Annotated in this window: 1 pseudogene; it reads right to left on the reverse strand. The window is 70.0% G+C overall.

Features of this window, described 5'->3' with window-relative positions:
* A pseudogene (locus I3F54_RS31790) lies at nt 1-1,698 on the reverse strand (ISAzo13 family transposase); the annotation flags it as partial.
* Between the last annotated feature and the right edge of the window lie 120 nt (nt 1,699-1,818).

The raw sequence follows: 1,818 nt of genomic DNA on the forward strand, positions 1-1,818 counted from the left end.
CCGCGACACCGACCGCCCCATCAACCTTCTCCTGACCGGATGACCAACGACTTTGCCGGGCCCCTGGGTCGTGGAGGGAGTCCAGGTCGGCAAGTCGGGTTCCGGCGGGTTCAACGGGGTGCCCGGCGGCCTGGAGGAGTTGACGGACGTCGCGGATGCGGCGGTTGACGGTTTCCGGTGTGACGCCGAAGAGCCGGGCGACGGCGACCTGCGGGAGGCCGAGGCGCTGGTGGAGCAAGACGGCGAGGAGGCGGTCGGCGAGGGTGAGGATGGGACGGCGGCCGGTGGTGCCGTCGCCCTTGATGCGGGGTCGGTGACCGCGCCGCTTGTCGAGTTCGCCCTCGCGCTGGGCGTCGTGGAGAGCCAGGAGCTGGACGATCAGGGCGTCCCACTCGAGTGCGGTGAGCCCGGTGAACGCCGGATGCTGTAGCCAGGCGAGGTCGGGGCTGGGCTGGTCGAACGGGTCCGGGGCCTGGTTGATCTCGGCGTAGGGCTCGGGCCGCAGGGTGTAGTTCCAGTCGCCGTGCCAGGTGTGCCGGGTCAGGGGCAGGGCGTCCATCTGCCGGTCGCCGACCCTCACGCCGGTGGGGTAGGCACCGGTGTCGAGTTCGGCGTGGACGGTCAGCCCGGTGCGGGTGGTGGTCGCGGCGATGCTGTTCACAATGACTTCATGGCTGGTCAGCGGCCTGCCGCGCCAGTTCATCGTGATGTGGGAGAACAGCCGGTGCTCGACCTTGTTCCATTTCGACGTTCCAGGCGGAAAGTGACACACGGTGATCTCCAGACCGGTCTCCAGGGCGAGAGCGGCGAGTTCGGCTTTCCATGCGCGGGTGCGGTAGCCGTTGGAGCCGCCGGCGTCGGCGGTGATCAGCAGCCGGGACGCGGCCGGGTAGTCGAGACTGCCGCGGGCCTTCCACCAGCGGCGGATGGACTCGACGGCGAACGCGGCGGTGTCGTGGTCGGTGCCGACGCTGACCCAGCCGGTGTTCGCGGCCAGGTCGTAGACGCCGTACGGGATCGCCTTGCCCAGCTGAGCGTCGGGGAAGTCGTGGGTCGAGACCGGCACCGGCTGCCCCGCCGGCAGCCACTGCTGTCCGGCGTTCTTGTAGGCGCCGACCAGCTCCTTCTTCTTGGTATCCACGCTGACCACCGGCTCTCCGGCATCGATGTGGGCCCGGGCCTGCTCGTTGATGTAGCGGAACTGCCCGTCCCGGTCCGGGTGCCGGCTTCCCTCGATGCTCTTGGCGTTGCCCTGCAGGCTGAAGCCCTCCGCACGCAGCAGGTCCCCGACCGTGTCGGCCGAGACCCGGTGGCCCCGCCGGGTCAGCTCCGCCGCCAGGCTCCGCGTCGACTTCGTCGTCAGCGCAGCGGCGACACCGGGTCCCCACGCACGTCCGGCTCCACCAACGCCAGCAACGCATCACGCAGACCCGGATCCAGATCCACGACCCGCTTGCGGCCGCCGCCAGGCCGCCGGGTGCGTCCCAGCGGCGGCGCACCGGACTCCAGCTCGCGCACCCCCAGCGAGACGGTCGCCTCCCGCACGCCGGCGGCCTGTGCGACCAGCCGGATCCCGCCGTGCCCGACCGATCGCGCCTCCGCTCCCAGCAACAGACGACGCTGACGCTCATCGAGATGCGGCAGGATCGTCTCGAACTTCGCTGCCAGCACCGCTCGTTGCTCCGACCCAATCCCCATAGCAAGCCAACGAGCCACCGAGCAGGAAGCTACGGGTTAATGATCTGCAAGCCCTTACCTGCGCAAGCGCGGTATCCGCTGCACGATCCCGGAGAAGCGCGACCAGATCGCCAACCGCAA

Origin of the sequence: Streptomyces sp. MUM 2J (genome assembly GCF_022414535.1) — a bacterium.
Lineage (GTDB): Bacteria > Actinomycetota > Actinomycetes > Streptomycetales > Streptomycetaceae > Streptomyces.